The sequence below is a fragment of the Methanolobus sediminis genome (assembly GCF_031312595.1).
In the GTDB taxonomy this organism is placed as follows: Archaea; Halobacteriota; Methanosarcinia; order Methanosarcinales; family Methanosarcinaceae; genus Methanolobus; species Methanolobus sediminis.
Genome location: NZ_CP133592.1, coordinates 777747 through 794928 on the forward strand (window position 1 = coordinate 777747; position 17182 = coordinate 794928).

A 17182-nucleotide genomic window follows, 5' to 3' on the forward strand; every position below is an offset into this window, starting at 1 on the left:
AACGTTAATTCATAATCTGAAAATCATTGTGAACTTCGTTTAACAACTTTTCTTACAGTCCTTCCTCTGAAATTCACACCACCAACAAGAAGGACACCGGGTTTGCGTTTGATGACATCAGAATAATCACCATCAAATGTTGCAATTATGCTTTTATTTGCAACAACATCAACACGGCCACCAATACTTACAAGAGCTTTAAGTATTCCTTCAATCTGGGAAGGAGTTGCATTATCTGCAACCCTTACAAGATGCGTTTCAACCGGCATTGCATTTACTTCCGGGAAATTATTTTCCTGGTGGAGCTGATTCTTGTTGCTGTGCCGGATATTGCTTTAGCAGTGGACCTGGAAATAGTCGGACTTGTAACGGTCTTTCCAGAAACTGCAGCAAACTCTATATTTGAACTTGCAACAACAAGATCTATGGCAGCTCCAATACCTGCATAACTGCCAGCTTCAACAGACTGACTTATAACGGTACCTGCCTTCAAGGAATTCACTTGCTCAGTCACATTACCAATGAACAGACCAATCTCCTCCAATAATTTCCTGGCAACTGCAAGAGTATTACCTGTCAAATCAGGAACCTCAACAGATGTAATCTTTGAAATTACAAGATCTACTGCATCACCGGACTTTGCAACCGAACTAGCGGAAGGTATCTGTGAAAGTACCGTACCCTGTGCAAGTTCACTGTCCTTTTCAATAAGTTCTCCCTTAACAAAACCTGCTTCTTTGATAGTAGCAAGGGCAGCATCAAGCTCCAGACCCACCACATTAGGTACATCTTCATAACTGGCAAATTCAGGACCCTTTGATGATGAACTGATAGTGAATTCAACCTCACTCAAGTTACTTGCAGGAATGATGTCATCAGCCTTAGGCAACTGGAAACGAAGATCGTTGCCACTCATAGCAATATTTGTCTTGAGTTTGATATTCATTGAACTTACACTATAATTTACTCTTGAAGAACTGCTTTTAAGAGAGGATTCCATACTCTGAAGAGAATCACTGAATGCTTTAACCAGGTTTTCAGATGAAAGTTCTGGCCTGGTACGTGATATTTGTTCCAGTTTTTTCTCAATTTCCAGCTTCTCATTGATGATGTCCTTTACACGACTATCCAGTATGTTATATTCCTGCTTTAAAGCAAGATTTTCTTTCTGAAACTTTTCAAGTGCAGCTGTTTTAGATATAAGATCTTTATTGAGATTCTCAAAATCAGACTCAATAGCTGCAATACTTCTTTCAGCAAGAAGATAGCTATTTCTTTTTGATGCAGCAGTAGTTGCTTTGTTCAGGCTTTCAATATTCTTCCTAAGATCAGTAATATCAACCATTCCACCCTCCTGCCCTCATTCTTCCGTTACACGGTAAGATGGTGGTACTGATACGATCTTAGCCTTCAGAACACTTGAACCTTCTACATCATATGAATTGAGCGATTTATAAGATGCATTTAATGGTGCTGCATTCAGAATCCGTTTGTATCCACGAACACGGCCTTTGGAATCTTTTTCTTCCTCATATGACATTGAAAGGGTCATTTTGAGTTCAATATCCACTTCCGGAATATGATACCATGTAGCCTCCAGATTATACTCCTTGAGTACTTCATCACTTGAAAGCTCTATCTGAGTATCAATTGAATTGCGGTCAAGTGATCTCTGAGTCTGGGCAATTGACTTACCCATTTCACCAAGGATTGTTGAAAGCGGGCTTATAAGGACCTCTTCGATATTCACGTTACTACCGGATGGCAATATACTACCTCCTTCGATCATCGTAAAAATAAATGACCAATGCAGATTGTAACTGCATTGATACTGCCCTCATTACTCAGTAGCCTCTTTCACACGGACCGTAGGAACAGCTCTTTCAGGAGGTGGTACTGGCTTGAGAGTGGTCCTCAGAAGACTGGTGCCTGATTCATTGAAAGTATACTTGGACTTGTATGTTGCATCATAAGTTGATGTATATGCAACATTGGTGGTATTCTCAGCACTTACCTTAGCCTTACCGAAAAGGAGACCCGCAAGGCCACCAGACTGGTAGCTACCTTTTATCTTCGATTCATTGGTGAACTTGAATTCTCTGCCATATTTCTTTTCTGTAGAATACTCCCTTTTCATTGAGATTGTCATCTTTACCTCAATGATGGATTCGGTGAATTCATAGAAACGTGGCTCCAGACCATATGTCAACAGTGACATTGGTTGATCGTTTGTGACCACATTGGTTGCAGTAACGTTATTATCCGCATCCACTGTTTCCTCTATATAGAGAATTACACTCCCAGCTTCTAATTCTGTCTCTGCAAGAGCCTGTGCAACATTGATAGAGTTCATATCAAGTGCAGTCTGCCCTTCTGCAATGGCAAAGGCCATCTCTTTTATCATATCCCCAAATGGGACATCTAACAATTTTTGTCCAACTGATGCCATATTAACCCTCCAAATTTTTAGGTATAATATAATATGGCACATTATAATTTAAAAGACTTTTGTAAAAGTAACTGTGAAAATATAAAATTACTGTGAATTGAACTTGTACACAACCAAAGTAGCATATGACAAAACAAAGAAAAAGTAAATTTTTGCACAAGATGCACAATTATAACAACATTATTGATGGAAAATAGAGGGAATGGAGAACAAATCATCCCTGTATTACAGACCTACCCATCTCAAAAGCCTTTACGTTGATATCAATAGTCTTCTGAGGAACAAGTTCCTTTACGCATTCCACCAGAGTTTCAACGGATACTGGCAGGTAGTTTGAAACCGCACCCACCATTACAACGTTCATGGACTGAGGATGACCTGCCTCTCTGGCAAGCTCAGTTGCATTGAAGGCTTTTACTTCGTGGGTTTCTTCCAGCTTCGCAATAATTGCATCAACATCAGGATAGCTACACTGCCCTGAGGTGACAGTTACCGGAAGTATAGGATCTGTGTTTACTATTATAGTACCATCATCAGAAAGGAATTCCAGATACCTTAACGCTTCGCTTGGTTCAAGTGAAAGCAAAACGTCAGCACCTTTCATAGGGATCATGGAACCAAGTTCACAGCCAAGCCTGACATGATTGACAACTGACCCACCACGCTGTGCCATTCCGTGTGTTTCTGCTGCACGTACTGACATATTTTCCTTCACAGCAGCCTTGCCAATTATATCGGATGCAAGGATGGTACCTTGTCCACCCACACCAGCAATTACAAGATCGAATTTTGATATTCCTTCGGCACTCATTTCTTCACCTCCGTGATAGCATCAAACTTACATAAAGCTGCACATACTCCACATCCCGTACACATTGCATTGATAGATGCTTTCTTGGTCGTTGTGTTAAATTCAATCGCCGGACAGCCGAGGTTCACACACAACCTGCATCCGACACACTTCTCAGCATCGATGACAAATGGTTTCCTGCGAATACCGGAGCGTTTTGCATCAATGACACAATACTGCCTTGTGATGACAACTGATGTACCTTTGTGTTCTTTTGCCCTTTTGAAGACCTCTTCTGTCTTTTCAAGGTCATATGGATCAACTGTTTCAACAAAACCAGCACCCATACTCTTACATAATTCCTCAAGAGAAACTTCAATGGTTGACTCGCCTGTTGCAAGCTTACCCATTCCAGGATTTGGCTGATGACCGGTCATTGCAGTTATACGGTTGTCTACTATAGTTACTGTAATATCTGCTTTATTGTAGATAGCATTGAGAAGACCATTCATTCCTGTGTGGAAGAATGTGGAATCTCCGATTGAGCAGCAGATCGGTTTCTTCTCTCCTGCCTGATACATTCCGCTTGCTACGGTTATGCTCCCACCCATACAGAGTGTTGTATCAACTGTACCACTCTGGATTCCCAGTGTGTAGCAGCCGATGTCACTTGGAAAGATTGCATCTTTGCCGTAGACTTTTTTCATTACATGGAAACTTGCCCTGTGAGAACATCCCGGACACATGACAGGAGGTCGCATTGGCAGATCAATTCTGCACCTGTCGTAATCGAAGTCTTCTGCGACTTCTGCAGGGACATCCGGCCTTTCAAGCTCAAGGACTTCTGCAAGAACATCTGCACAGATATCAGTATTCAGTTCATAGATTCTTGGAACTGGCCCTGGTATCTTGCCAACTATATCTACAGTTGAGCCAGTCTGCTGTGCAATTATCCTTACCTGCTCCTCAACTATTGGTTCCATTTCCTCGAAAATGATTATCTTCTCTGTATTCTCCAGAAGAGTACGAATCTTGCTCTCAGGAACAGGATAGGTTCCAATCTTCAGGAATGATGCATTGGTTCCCTGTTTGACGATGGCTTCCTTTGCGTAGACTGAAGCAATGCCTGATGCTATGACTCCTACCTTTGCACCGTCTGTAAGTTCAAGAGAATTCCATGGAGAGTTCTCCAGTTCTTCCTGCATTATTTTCTGAGATTCAAGAAGTCGAGGATGCTGTATCCTTGCATTTTTGGGGACCATGACCCATCTTTCGAGTTCCTTTACAAACTCTGCTGAAGGTCTGGTTTCTTCCACAGGCCCTAGCTCGATATCAGATTTTCCGTGAGAGATACGGGTTGTAGGCCTGAAAATTACAGGCATCTGAACCTTGTTTGAGAATTCGAATGCAAAGGGAATCATGTCCTTGGCTTCCTGTGGTGTGGAAGGATCAAGACACGGTATGAGTGAGAATTGTGAGTACCTGCGGGTGTCCTGCTCGTTCTGTGATGAATGGCATGAAGGGTCGTCTGCAACGATTATTATCATGCTGCCTTTGACACCTGTATAAGCAAGAGTGAGTAAAGGGTCTGCTGCTACGTTCAGCCCGACGTGTTTCATGGTTACTACTGAACGCACGCCAGTCATTGCAGCGCCGGCTGCTACTTCAAAGGCAACTTTCTCATTGACTGACCACTCTACGTAAAAGTCTCTTTCCTTCATTCCTGCCAGTGTACCGATGATCTCAGAGGATGGCGTTCCGGGATAACCGGATATGACCTGTCCTCCTCCTTCCACGATACCGCGTGCAATTGCAACGTTTCCCAGCATGTACTCGCGTGTGCTCATGTTAATCTCCTGCCAAGTCATACAAAATGATTATTGATAAAGATATCCTAACGAATGTTGCATGTTAACATATGTCACTGCATGATGATTTAACAATAACTGAACAGAGAACAAAACAGAAATAAAGAAGCAATTTGCAGCGTCCTGTAAAGCTTTATAAGCTTACACTGTGCAATATCAAGTATAGTTCTCCGCAGGAGATAATAATCCATGATAACGATTCGTTTTTACAGGATCTATGACATCGGACTGGATATCGACCTTGACTGGCTTGAAAAGGAACTCGCCAGCAGCTTCACCACAGCAAGAGCAAGTTTTGTGCGTGTCAGGCCCACATCTATTATTATGGAAATTCCCCCACTGCTAATCAGACTTGGTCAGTGCAGTGTGGAGAAGGATGGAAGAATATTCGATTTTTCGGTGTTTGCACGTATTTTCAAGATTGGTGCCATAAGCCTGTGTTTTGCATATGAGAAGGAAGATGCGGACTTTGAATTCCTTGAGAACACGGCACTGTTATTCTCTGAGCAGGAGGGACTTGAGGATCTGTTCCTTTCACATCTCAATACCCTTGCAGACATACTCAAACCTCACATCCGGGGATTTGAGATGACTCCTGGTTTCTTTGAGGAATATACTATTTATCATATGGACTGGATTGATGATTCCATTGATCCAATGCCACTGCTTGCAGGCGAAAGAAGTGAGTTTTCACCCCAGATGATCGATGAGATCCTCAAAGCTACACATAGCTATACTAAAAATGACCGTGCCATATTTTCATGGGACTCTGCCCTGATTTGCGATCCCGATACTCCTACAGACCTTTTTGACCTTATTGAATTTGCAAATGTACAGGTTTTTGAGCTGCGTTACTATGATAGGGAACTGAGCAGGAGCATGGAAAAGATGTATGAGGATATTGCCCTTGCAGACAAACTCCCGTTCTTCAAGAGAAGAAAATTGTACAGGGCAATTATGACAAAGCTCATGCAGGACACCGCAGCCCTTTCTGAAGTCACCGAGAAGGTCAACAACCTTATCAAAGTTACTGAGGATGTTTACTATGCAAGGGTATATGCAACCGTCCTGAAAACACTAAGAAGCGAGCAGTGGACCGAGAGTGTGAATCGTAAAATAGACATGATACAGGACAATTATTCAATGCTCTCTGACGAGGTAAGGATTGAGCACTCCAATTACCTTGAATGGATAATTATTGTACTCATTGCTATTGAGATTGTGATGGCGGTGGCGGAGAGGATTGTGTAATGTTTGTGGCTTTTGCTCTAATTTAAGTTTGCTTTACTTAGAATAGGAGAATGAGTTCTAAGTAAAGGATGCTTGACTTAGAATTTCAATCAACTCCATCATAATCGACAAATATAAAACCAAAGAACTATGTGCAATACCTCTATAGTATATAATCTGACATCACTGTTTTAAAAAACCCAGGGTGGTTTATTCATGGTTCTTGAAATTGAAGAAAAGGTCATTGAGGCAAAGAAGGCGTCCATCATTCTTGCAAGTGTCAATACAGACACAAAGAATGCAGCCCTTGAAGCAATGGCACAGGCACTTGACGATAATCGCGATAAGATACTCGCAGCAAACCAGAAAGACATTGAAGCTGCAGAGAAGCTCAAAAGGAAAGGTGAACTTTCCCAGGCTCTTGTAGACAGGCTCAAGGTCAACGACAGCAAGATCAGCGGAATGATAGACGGAATCCGTGACGTCATCCAGCTCGAAGATCCTGTTGGCAAGACCCTGCACGCCCTTGAACTTGATCAGGGACTCGAACTCTATCAGGTAAGCTGCCCAATCGGACTTATCGGAGTAATATTTGAAGCACGTCCGGATGTAGTGCCACAGGTCATGTCCTTATGTCTTAAAAGCGGCAATGCCACCATATTTAAGGGTGGAAGCGAGGCACTCAATTCCAACCGTGTCATTTTCGACTTATTAAATGAAGCTGCAGAATCCACAAAAGGAATGCCAACCGGTGCATTCCAGCTCATGGAAACAAGGGAAGAGGTCAACGATATCCTCAGCATGGATGCATACATCGACCTGCTCATCCCAAGAGGTTCAAATGCATTTGTCAAATACATGCAGGACAACACCAAGATTCCAGTCCTCGGACACGCAGACGGAATCTGCCATGTTTATGTTGACAATGAAGCAGACCTTTCAAAGGCATACGAAGTCTGTTTTGACTCAAAAGTACAATACCCTGCTGTCTGTAACGCAATGGAAACACTCCTTGTAAATGCAGAAATTGCTGACAAGTTCCTGCCAAAGATGGCAAGAATGTATGACGAAGCAGGCGTACAGATGCGCTGTGACGAAGCATCCTTTGAGATACTCGGACAGATCGACTTCCTTAAAAGTATTGCCAGAGCCATTGAAGACGACTGGAGAACCGAATACAACGACCTCACACTCTCTATCAAGATAGTAGAATCAATGGATGAAGCCATCGAGCACATCAACCACTATGGTTCACACCACACTGATGGCATCATTACAGAGAATGACCTCAAGAAGAAGAAATTCACAGAACTTGTGGACTCATCCAGTGTAATGCTTAACGCATCAACAAGGTTTGCAGACGGTTTCCGTTATGGAAAAGGAGCAGAAGTCGGAATCAGCACAAACAAGATCCATGCACGTGGTCCAGTGGGAATGGAAGGACTTCTCATCTACAAGTACATACTCGTAGGCAATGGAGACAAAGTTGCTGACTACGTCGGTCCTGAAGCAAAGAAATACACACACCGCACGCTCAATAAGAAAGTCGGTGATGCAGTTTCCAGAAAATAAAAGCAGGTAACATAAACACGCAGGGGCATCACTTTTGTACGACAGGAAAGAGCTCTTCAAAGATGTGAACAGGATCGTTGTAAAGATAGGAACATCATCCATCAATACCGAAGACGGAAAGCTTAACCGGCAGTTCATGGAGAACATGGCTGCCCAGGTTGCCGAACTCCATGAAATGGGAAAAAAGGTCATCCTTGTAAGTTCGGGAGCTATCGGAATCGGCATTGATATTCTTGATTTTGACAGCCGCCCCAAAGAAATACCGGTCAGGCAGGCATGTGCCGCTGTTGGGCAGAGTGTGCTCATGCAAGAGTGGTGCAGCTCTTTTGCAAAACACAATCTGAAAGTAGCTCAGATACTCCTGACATACGATTCATTTTCAAACAGGCTTACATATCTTAACCTCAGGAACAGCATATCCACTCTGCTAAGCTATGGAGTTATACCAATCATCAACGAGAACGATAGCACATCAGTTCATGAGATCGAGGCAACATTCGGTGACAATGACAAGCTTTCTGCAATGGTTGCCAGCAAAATGGAAGCGGACCTTCTCATCATCCTTTCAGATATTGACGGGCTTTACGACAAGAACCCAAAGCGCAACGATGATGCAAAACTCCTGGCCCTTGTAGAAGAGATAACTCCTGAGATTGAAAGCTTTGGAGGCAGTCCGACAAGTATGAAAGGTGTTGGTGGCATGAGAACAAAGATCGAGGCCGCCAAGATTTGCTATATGTCAGGCTGCTACCTGATCATTGCAAACAGTGCTACTGAAAATGTAGTTACAAAAGTACTTTCCGGGGAAGATATAGGAACACTATTCCTTGCCAATCAGGAAGTCTACAAAAACAGGATACGCTGGATACTACTTTCAAAATCATGCGGTTCTATCGAAGTTGATACAGGTGCAAGGGAAGCAATACTCAACAGCATGAGCCTCCTGCCTTCCGGAGTTACAAAGGTTAATGGAGAATTTGACAGAGGAGAGATTGTTGAGATTATCTGTGAAGGCAAAGTATTTGCAAAAGGCATAACTGACTATTCATCTGAAGAACTGGAACAGGTCAAAGGCCAGCATACAGATATGATAGCTGAAATTCTTGGTTACAAGAATTATAATCATGTTATCAAGAAAGAGAATATAGGTATTTGTTAAGCTGGCTTCTGCCAGCCATAAATATCCAGGCTAACTTTTTTATAATATCTTCATTACTTTTTTATAAATGGTTCTCCTTATAAAGGTTTAAAACGAAAGATCAATGATGACACTAGAAGAACAAGTGCTTGAAAGGATTAAACCCAGTCCTGCTGAAAAAGAGAAATTACAGGAAGTTGCTTCTGAACTACTTGCTAGAGTCAGCACCATTGCGAGAATAAAAGGAATAGATGGCATAATCCCAAAACTAGTGGGTTCTGCAGCAAGGAATACATGGATATCAGGTACACACGACCTTGATGTCTTTATCTCATTCCCTGAAAGTGTAAGCCGTGAAGAACTGGAAGAGAACGGCCTCCTGATTGCAAGAGAAGTTGCAAGGAATGGTACTAATGTTGAAGAGAGATATGCAGAGCATCCATATCTGAACATGCATTACAAAGGCTTCGATGTTGATCTCGTACCCTGTTTTGCAGTTGAGTCCGCATCCGAGATTAAATCTGCAGTTGACAGGACACCATTTCACAACGAATTTATCAAAATGAGCATCCCCGGAAGAGAGGACGATGTACTCATGATGAAACAGTTTATGAAAGGCACCGGCACCTACGGTTCTGAACTTCGGACACAGGGTTTTTCAGGTTACCTTACTGAGCTTCTCATAGTCCACTATGGCTCGTTCCGCAACCTGATACGCAATGCCTGCACATGGAAACCAGGACTTGTAATAGACATGCTGGAACACGGTACTCTCAGGCACGAAGACCCTCTGGTTGTCATTGATCCCACTGATCCAAAAAGAAATGTAGCAGCAGCACTTTCCCTGAACCGTTTTGCTCAGTTTATCGATGCATGCAGGGCATATTCTGATAATCCTTCTGAAGAATTCTTTTTCCCGAAAGCAAAAGAACCCATGTCAGATGATGAGATAAAAGACATGTTGCATTCCAGAGGAAGCTCATTTGTAGCAGTTGTTTTTGAAACTCCTGAACTTGTGGATGATATACTATATCCACAACTTGATAAGATGGAAAACTCAGTCCGTGCACTTCTGGAAGATTACGAGTTTCAGGTCCTCAACTCAGGATACTGGGCGAATGAACAGTCCATAGTTGTTGTCGAGTTGATATCATCCAAACTTCCTTCTGTGAAAAAGCATAGAGGACCTCCTGTATGGGTAACTGACCATGCAAAAGGTTTCAAGACAAAATATAGTAACTCTAATGAACTGTTTTCCATGTATATTGAAGACGGGGTCTATGTGGCTGATATAAAACGTAAGTTTACAACTGCAAAAGAACTGCTTCAGGAAAGATTGCAAACCTGTTCTCTTGGAAAACACCTTGGAAAAGCCGTATTGGAAAGCTTCACAGTTCTTGAAAATAATGTTATCCTTGAGATAAAAGATCCTGACTTCAGGGTTTTTATGAGAAAATGGGAGCAGGGTAAATAGGCCTACATCCGACACTTTGTATTAGCAAATTCCAGGGGATTTTAAATCAGATTCCTTCAAGTCTTTTCTGATAGAAGAAATACTGTTGAGCATAGCCGCAGTAGCGTCCAAAATACATTCGTCCCCAGTTGCCAATCTTGCTTTTGGTTGCATTTCCATTAAAATATTCATGGTGACCGTAAACTGTTTTTACAACCTTTTCAACATGAGTGTCTACCGGAAATGCTTCCATCTTTTCAAATGCAAAGAGGAGAATACAATCCGCAACCTTTTCACCGATGCCCTCAAGGAACATCAGTCTCTGCTTAGCTTCCTCGTAGTCCACCTGGAAAATATCATCAAGAACAAGATTACCATCCTCAACGTGTCTGGCAGCTTTTATCACACGGCCACCCCTGAAACCAAGTTTGCAAGCCCTGAGGTCATCGTCACATGCATGAACAAGTGCATGTGGTTCTGGAAAACTGTAGTAACCATCTTCTATTTCATCACCATAGTTCCTGCACATCATGGAAATCGCACGCTTGATATTAGGGATGCTCCATGCTGTTGCAAGCATGTAGGATATCAGACACTCCCAGGGATCCTGCCTGATAAGACGAAGGCCCATGTACTTGTTTATGGCTTCATTCATGAATTTATCTTTATTCACTTCCTGAAGAATGGAATCAAGATCATCATCAAAACGGAAGTAATTCTCAAAGAAACATTTCGGCAGAGAGCAGTCTACAAGAACCTCCCCACTGCCCTTATCCTGCTGCAACCTCGCAACATGGCCATTCACCACCCCGGTCCACCAGCCATCAATAAGGTCCCAGCGGAATACCTGTCCGCAATCAAGAGTATAATCCAGATTGAAATTCTCTGAGAAAAGAGTGTACATATCAGGAATTGAGTTCAAGCTCCCTTAAAAAAATGGCGGCTGATATAGTGTCCCCAAGTCCGACGGTTGAGACAGGTTCATCACAGATACGTGTCGGTACAATGGTCACCTGATACGAATCATGACTACCACATACAGTACTGCACTTCCATTTGTCCTCAATGTGTTGTGCCAGTCTGGAACATTCTTTCTTGCCAAATTCACTTTCCGGAATATCAGATGCAATTTCAAGCAACTTATTCCTGTCAGCAAGTTTACCCGAGCATGCAAAAGCTGCAGCGCATCCGGCTCCAAAGTTCATTGCTTCGATTATGATTTCCGGATCATCATTTTTCATGCATGAAACTGAAACAACAAATTCCCTTGTATGGATAAGCATCCTGCAAAGCCCTGAATCGCTGCATAGTGAAATAGCAGCGTCTGCAATTGCCACGGAATTCATTTCAAGGATAGGTCCGGGGTTAATTCCACTTAAACCTGCAAGCATGGCAAGTTCATCCTCATTCATTCCTATTCTGTCAACAATTGGTGAGAGCTTAGAGAAAGCATATAATGCAATATCGTTTGAGGAGAAATGACCGAATTCAACATGGATGTGCAAGTCTTTACGGATATTTTTCCAGCTTTGAAGTTGCTTCAAGGAGTTATCAAGTTTCTCCTTGCAGCTTGAAGAACTATTTCCAGAATCATCCTGAGAAGAAGACTTTTTGTTTTCATGAAGCATATGATAGCCGGAAATTATAGCTCCATCCATCTCTGATACATGTTTCAGTGAATAATTCCTGAATTCCTCGTCCATATGAAGCTCAAAATTCAATGGGTCATAGGTTGCTATGAACCTGTTTTCCCTTGGAACTGTAAAATCCTGTCCTGAAAAAGATACAACATCACCTTTTCTGAAATCAAAAACAAAGTGAATTAGCTCTGGATTATTGTTATTTTCCGGGAGCAGGTTTACCAATTCTGAGCTTTTGTAGAGCTTTCCTTCAAATGGATGGTAAATAGCATTAGTGGAAAAGAAAGAAAGCTGTAACTTTGATAAACTTGCTACGTTGGGCACAACCCTGGAAGCTCCAAGTTCTGAAAGGACGTTGGACATTATTCCCATATTGCCGCCCATTCTCATAAATGATCCATCAATGAATGTTTTCTTTATCCACTCAAAAACACTGGAATCACTTATCATCCACTCTGCACCTGAACCTGCATGCATACAGGTGATAAGACCTGCAAGAAAATCAGATTTTGAAGAAATAGAACCCGGAAGTGAGATGAGCTTTTTTTGGAGACTATCTGAAAATGCAGAATCCTCTGATTCCAATTTTCCTATCATACAGGACAATTCACTGCCATCTATATGGTAAATTGAATCTATATTGGCATTATAGGCACAGAGAATATTCATTGATTACTCCGTTATTCTGCATACGTTCATTTTTGGCATTTTTGCCAGTAAAGCGATGAACGCACCTGCTGAGATGGCATCGCCAATTCCAACTGTTGCAACAGGGTCCTTTACAACTTTGGAAGGAACGATTATAAGATCGTGGTCCAATGCACTTATGCAGCCGTCTTCGAAATCTTCGGCTGAACATATATTGTTCCTGACCAGATGCCTTTCAAGTTCTATCAAATCCATGTAGCCCTGATCATATACCGGCACGCCAAGACCAATATCGATGTCATCGATACCTGTTATGTTACCGGTTGCAGCCTGAGTAGCTGCCAACGCTGATGCGAAAAGTAGTGCCTGACGATGTGCATCTGCATCAAGAGGATGATCTTTTGAAACTACACAGATGTAGAATCCAAGCGAATGAATATGCACTCTCTGAAGTTCCAGTTCCTTGAGTAACATTGCAGCGCCTTCGTAAAGTGAAACTATGCTGTTCTCACCTTTATTGATAACAGAATACGCCAGTTCCTCATAACCAAGAACATTAAGGGCATTTGCAACTTCCACGGTATCAAGACCAAGAGAAGTTACATGCTTTTTTACAATTTCTGTGAGTAATGCCTTACGGATGACCTTGTCCTGTATGGACGTGAATTCCACATGCAGACGCATCTGAGGATTACAGCCTTTCAGGCGTTCAATGACACTGACAGCACGCTGCACATAATCCTTGTACGTTGTACCATCATCATATTCTTCCTTGATCATCTGGTAACCTGAAAGTATGGCACCATCTATGTCTTCCCTGATATCAGAAAGCTGCTCGTACATTTCAGGACTCATATCGATACGCAGCCACTTTGGCCTTGAGGAAATAATAAGACGGTTATCTCTTGGAACCACGAACTCTTCGCCTGAGCATTTAAAACGTATGCCTTTGGAGAATTCAAGTATCCAGTTTATCTTTGGCTTCTGATTGGGGTCGTATGCTTCCTTTGGGTGTTTAAGATACAGCTTACCATTCTCTATTACAGGATGTTTCAGGTTGGGAGAATCTACAAAGTAATCTGCCTGCTCTTTTGACAGCCAGGGAACATAAGTTATTACATTCTTCACGCCAAGGTTTGCAAGTAAGTTTGAAATTATTCCTGCCTGTCCACCCATGCGTGCAGAGTCAAAGACCATGTTATCCATGAGCCATTCGTGAATGTCAGATGTATAAGTCGGAACCTCAGCGGCTTTCCCATCACGCATAGCGATTATAAGTCTTGCAAGAAAATCAGCCGGTTCATTGATCTCACGAGGATAAGCGGTTATTCTTTCCCTCACTTGATCATAACCAATGATACTTGTGAGCTTTCTGATGTCATCCTTGCGTACATGCTTCATGGCATCAACGTTGCTGTTATAAGCTACGAACACACCCTGTACGTTTGCAAGCTCGCCCTTTACGTTTGAAACGGCTTCAACGTAGCGTTTTTCCCATTCCTCAATCTCCATTATTTCACCCAATTGATATTAATTATGTTTATAGAGTATTTATAAACGATGGATGACGATATTTGAGAAAAAAGAGTGAATAAATTAAAAAATAGATTTTAAAGAATTTGTTAACCAGTCTCACAAGAGACCGGTTGTTTCATCCATGCCAAGCATGATGTTCATGTTCTGTATAGCAGCACCTGATGCGCCTTTTCCAAGGTTGTCCAGACGTGATATTACCTGAATCTGCTCATCGTTGCCGTAGATGTAGATATCAGAATAATTGGTGTCGTTGCTTCCCTGAACATCGAAAGCATTGTCCACAAGGTCATCAGCCTCATCAACTTCGTGAACGCGGATGAATATTGAGTCACCATAGTATTTCTGGTAGAGCTCATACAAGCCCTGTTTTGTTACAGATTTTTCCAGATCCTTCACTGACAGAGGCAATGTTACAGCCAGTCCCCTTGGGTAATTGGAAACAACAGGCATGAGAATTGGATTTACATTCAGACCGGAACGTACCTTGATCTCCGGCACATGCTTATGTGTCAGACCAAGTGCATACTGCCGTGGGGCTTTGTAAGCTCGCTGCTCTGTGGTCTCGTATGTCTGTATCATCTGCTTTCCGCCACCGGTATATCCGGTGATAGAGAACAACGGAACAGCAGTTTCCTTAGAAATGATACCTTCTTCCACAAGAGGATAAAGTGCAACTACGGATGCACTTGCATGACACCCTGGATTGGAAACCCTGCTTGCACCAGCTACATCCTCCCTGTGTTTGGCAGAGAGTTCAGGTAGTCCGTAAGCCCATGAATCATTTGTACGGTTGGCTGTGGATGCATCAATTATCCTTGTGTCAGGATTTGTGACCAGACTTACCGTATCTGCTACCGCTTCATCCGGCAGGCAAAGGAACACCAGGTCTGCTTCATTGAGCAGCTTAGTTCTCAGTTCCCTGTTATGACGCTCCTCATATGGGATCTCCAGTATCTCTACTTCCGGGTGCTTTGCCAGACGCTCGTTTACCAGTAAGCCGGTCGTTCCGTGTTGACCGTCCACATATATCTTGTACATTATCTTCCTCGAATCAAATGAATGTAAATTTAATTTGTAATCAGGTCGTGTACTCAGCATTTATCCGGACATAATCGTAGGTCAGGTCACATCCCCATGCGGTTGCACTCTTGTCACCCATGCCAAGATCGGTGATGATGTAGATCTCATCCTCTGCCATGATGGACTTCAATTTTGAGAGAGTATCCTCATCATTTCTGACGACCTCACCATTCTTTACAAGCTCCACAACCTCGGTTCCTGCTGAGAATGAAAGAGAGATCTTCTCAGGTATAATATCTGCACCGGAGTAGCCTGCTGCAACTACCACACGTCCCCAGTTAGGGTCCTGACCGAATATTGCAGATTTTACAAGTGGAGAGCGGACAATTGCCTTGGTTACAAGACGTGCATCCTCCTCTGTTGCTGCACCTGTTACCTTGGATTCAATAAGTTTGGTAGCACCTTCTCCGTCAACGGCTATCATCTTTGCCAGTTCAGTGAGAACAAAGTCTAAACCTGCCTGAATGTCGGATAGCTCTGGGGTGATGCCGGATTGTCCCGTGGCTGTTACAAGAACCATATCGTTAGTGCTTGTGTCACCATCTACCACTATCATATTGAAACTCTTGTCAACGGCAACTGTCAGGCATGACTGTAATACATCAGAGTGAACTTCTGCATCGGTGTAAACGAAGGCAAGCATTGTACCCATGTTCGGCTCGATCATTCCAGCACCCTTGGCAATACCAGCTATGCGGATGCCACAGTCCATCTCGATTGCAATTTCCTTTGGAACAGTGTCGGTTGTCATGATAGAGCGTGCTGCATTCATACTTGCATCGGCATCTTCACCCAGTGAGTCAAGGACTTCATCTACATGGGCAGTAATCCAGCCGGTGTCAAGTTTTCGACCTACGACACCTGTGGAAGCCACACCTATGAGTTCCTCGCTGACATTGAGTTTTGATGCGAGAGCAGATGCCATGATCCTTGCATCTGCAAGACCCTGGGCACCTGTGAAAGCATTGGCATTGCCGCTGTTCACAATTACAGCTGAGAGTCTTCCGGTCTTTGAGATATGTTCCCTTGTTATTACCAGGGGAGCTGCTATGACCTTATTCCTGGTGTAGGCTCCGGCAGCGTTTCCTTCTGCCTGAATGATCGCCAGTCCCATCTTACCGGGTTTGATTCCACCGGCACGCACGCCTTTTACAGCACAGATACCGCCTTCGATGAATTTCATGATATTCCTTCTATCAACTTGTATTCGATTTGAATATAACTTGTAATTATTAGATTTTGATATTGGGTGTTGGATTTTAAGATTTAAACTTAAACTTACAATTGCCCAAGACCGCCGATGATGTCACCACGTGTTACTATGCCCACAAGCGTGCCGTCCTCAGTCACTACAGGAAGGCGGTTTATCTTGTGTTTGCTAAGGACAGTTGAAGCGTCCTCAATGGAAGCATCAGGACCTATTGCATAAACACTTTTGGTCATAATTTCCTTGATAGGTTTTGAACCGAAGTCTTCAAGCATGTCTTTTGTCTCTTCCCAGTTTAGCAACTCTCGGATAGGTACTTCGATTACCTCAAATGGACTTGGCAGCCAGAGACCACCGTGTTCCGGAACCTCAAGCAGTTTGAGAATGTCGCCTTCAGATACTATTCCAACTACTTTACCGTCATCTACCACTGGAAGACCACTTACCTTATTTTGCTTCAGGAGTTGTGCTGCCTCCCTGATAGGTGTTTCAGAGGAACAGGTTACAACGTCAGTGTTCATTACATCTTTTACGTCCATGATTATACCTTACTTTACTATGATATTTCAGG

The 17182-nt window shown here is 42.8% G+C and carries 16 protein-coding genes; 4 read left to right on the plus strand and 12 right to left on the minus strand.

Features of this window, described 5'->3' with window-relative positions:
• Window positions 1–23: 23 nt before the first annotated feature.
• The 6 genes from RE474_RS03660 to iorA all read right to left on the minus strand — a co-directional run bounded on the left by RE474_RS03660 (window position 24) and on the right by iorA (window position 5086).
• Entirely contained in the window at window positions 24–269 is a 246-nt protein-coding gene (locus RE474_RS03660) for a hypothetical protein (protein WP_309311624.1), read from the minus strand.
• Between the two features lie 5 nt (window positions 270–274).
• Entirely contained in the window at window positions 275–1345 is a 1071-nt protein-coding gene (locus RE474_RS03665) for a PASTA domain-containing protein (RefSeq protein WP_309311625.1), read from the minus strand.
• A 15-nt stretch (window positions 1346–1360) separates the two neighbouring features.
• Window positions 1361–1768 carry a hypothetical protein gene (locus tag RE474_RS03670; protein WP_309311626.1) on the minus strand — a complete coding sequence of 136 codons (408 nt, stop codon included), beginning with the start codon at window positions 1766–1768 and terminating at the stop codon, window positions 1361–1363.
• Window positions 1769–1840: 72 nt separating this feature from the next.
• Window positions 1841–2449 (minus strand): hypothetical protein, encoded by a 609-nt coding sequence (locus RE474_RS03675; RefSeq protein ID WP_309311627.1) that lies wholly within the window; start codon window positions 2447–2449, stop codon window positions 1841–1843.
• 214 nt (window positions 2450–2663) lie between these two features.
• Window positions 2664–3260, minus strand: coding sequence for an indolepyruvate oxidoreductase subunit beta (locus RE474_RS03680; RefSeq protein WP_309311628.1), 597 nt, complete (start codon window positions 3258–3260; stop codon window positions 2664–2666).
• Entirely contained in the window at window positions 3257–5086 is a 1830-nt protein-coding gene (gene iorA, locus RE474_RS03685; protein ID WP_309311629.1) for an indolepyruvate ferredoxin oxidoreductase subunit alpha, read from the minus strand. The genes RE474_RS03680 and iorA overlap by 4 nt, the downstream gene beginning before the upstream one ends.
• Window positions 5087–5296: 210 nt before the next feature.
• Here iorA and RE474_RS03690 point away from each other — a divergent pair, with 210 nt between their 5' ends.
• The 4 genes from RE474_RS03690 to cca all read left to right on the plus strand — a co-directional run bounded on the left by RE474_RS03690 (window position 5297) and on the right by cca (window position 10521).
• Window positions 5297–6358, plus strand: coding sequence for a hypothetical protein (locus RE474_RS03690; protein WP_309311630.1), 1062 nt, complete (start codon window positions 5297–5299; stop codon window positions 6356–6358).
• 195 nt (window positions 6359–6553) lie between these two features.
• Window positions 6554–7909 carry a glutamate-5-semialdehyde dehydrogenase gene (locus RE474_RS03695; RefSeq protein ID WP_309311631.1) on the plus strand — a complete coding sequence of 452 codons (1356 nt, stop codon included), beginning with the start codon at window positions 6554–6556 and terminating at the stop codon, window positions 7907–7909.
• A gap of 34 nt (window positions 7910–7943) precedes the next feature.
• A complete protein-coding gene (proB, locus tag RE474_RS03700; protein ID WP_309311632.1) occupies window positions 7944–9068 on the plus strand; it encodes a glutamate 5-kinase in 1125 nt (374 codons plus the stop codon).
• 103 nt (window positions 9069–9171) lie between these two features.
• Complete coding sequence (gene cca, locus RE474_RS03705) at window positions 9172–10521, plus strand: CCA tRNA nucleotidyltransferase (protein WP_309311633.1); 1350 nt, start codon at window positions 9172–9174, stop codon at window positions 10519–10521.
• A gap of 46 nt (window positions 10522–10567) precedes the next feature.
• Here cca and RE474_RS03710 read toward each other — a convergent pair whose 3' ends face one another.
• The 6 genes from RE474_RS03710 to RE474_RS03735 form a co-directional block, all read right to left on the minus strand.
• Window positions 10568–11422 carry a DNA-3-methyladenine glycosylase family protein gene (locus RE474_RS03710; RefSeq protein ID WP_309311634.1) on the minus strand — a complete coding sequence of 285 codons (855 nt, stop codon included), beginning with the start codon at window positions 11420–11422 and terminating at the stop codon, window positions 10568–10570.
• Window positions 11406–12809, minus strand: a complete 1404-nt coding sequence (locus tag RE474_RS03715) for an ADP-dependent glucokinase/phosphofructokinase (protein ID WP_309311635.1) — start codon at window positions 12807–12809, stop codon at window positions 11406–11408. The genes RE474_RS03710 and RE474_RS03715 overlap by 17 nt, the downstream gene beginning before the upstream one ends.
• Before the next feature lie 3 nt (window positions 12810–12812).
• On the minus strand, window positions 12813–14300 hold the full coding sequence (pfkC, locus tag RE474_RS03720; protein ID WP_309311636.1) for an ADP-specific phosphofructokinase: 1488 nt from the start codon (window positions 14298–14300) through the stop codon (window positions 12813–12815).
• A gap of 120 nt (window positions 14301–14420) precedes the next feature.
• On the minus strand, window positions 14421–15362 hold the full coding sequence (argC, locus tag RE474_RS03725) for an N-acetyl-gamma-glutamyl-phosphate reductase (RefSeq protein WP_309311637.1): 942 nt from the start codon (window positions 15360–15362) through the stop codon (window positions 14421–14423).
• 40 nt (window positions 15363–15402) lie between these two features.
• Window positions 15403–16587, minus strand: a complete 1185-nt coding sequence (gene argJ / locus RE474_RS03730; RefSeq protein WP_309311638.1) for a bifunctional ornithine acetyltransferase/N-acetylglutamate synthase — start codon at window positions 16585–16587, stop codon at window positions 15403–15405.
• Between the two features lie 95 nt (window positions 16588–16682).
• Window positions 16683–17150, minus strand: coding sequence for a CBS domain-containing protein (locus tag RE474_RS03735; RefSeq protein ID WP_309311639.1), 468 nt, complete (start codon window positions 17148–17150; stop codon window positions 16683–16685).
• Between the last annotated feature and the right edge of the window lie 32 nt (window positions 17151–17182).